This window comes from Photobacterium sagamiensis (assembly GCF_050337085.1).
Classification (GTDB): Bacteria; Pseudomonadota; Gammaproteobacteria; order Enterobacterales; family Vibrionaceae; genus Photobacterium; species Photobacterium sagamiensis.
Window position 1 is genome coordinate 1 of sequence record NZ_JAKJSP010000142.1, and the last position, 619, is coordinate 619.

Genomic DNA, 619 nt, shown 5'->3' on the forward strand with positions numbered 1-619 from the left:
ATCCAGACRCAGGCGAAGCGGTGTTCGTTGAACAGACCGACGTGGCCGACGGCGATTGGGGTACCTTCAGCATCGATGCCGAGGGTAACTGGACCTACAATCTGAACAACGACCACACCGATGTGCAGGCGCTGGACAGCGACAGCGACCCAATCGAGCGCACCCTCGAAGTGGCAACCGCCGACGGCACCACCCACGAAATCACAGTGACCATCACCGGCAGCGACGATAAAGCGGTGGTGACTCCAAACGAAGACGGTGCCGACGCGGGCGCRGTGCAAGAAGATGCCACCCTGAGCACGGGCGGCAAACTGAACGTGGAAGATCCAGACRCAGGCGAAGCGGTGTTCGTTGARCAGACCRAMGTGGCCGAYGGCGACTACGGTACCTTCAGCATCGATGACCAGGGGAACTGGACCTACGAGCTGAACAACAACCACGGAGTTGTGCAGGCGCTGGACAGCGACAGCGACCCAATCGAGCGCACCCTCGAAGTGGCAACCGCCGACGGCACCACYCACGAAATCACAGTGACCATCACCGGCAGCGACGATAAAGCGGTGGTGACTCCAAACGAAGACGGTGCCGACGCGGGCGCAGTGCAAGAAGATGCCACCCT

1 protein-coding gene is annotated in these 619 nt (G+C 61.0%); it reads left to right on the forward strand.

The window, feature by feature from the left end; genetic code table 11:
• Positions 1-20 precede the first annotated feature (20 nt).
• The coding region (locus L4D76_RS28900) for a VCBS domain-containing protein (RefSeq protein WP_428444213.1) at positions 21-619 on the forward strand (599 nt) is incomplete at its 3' end.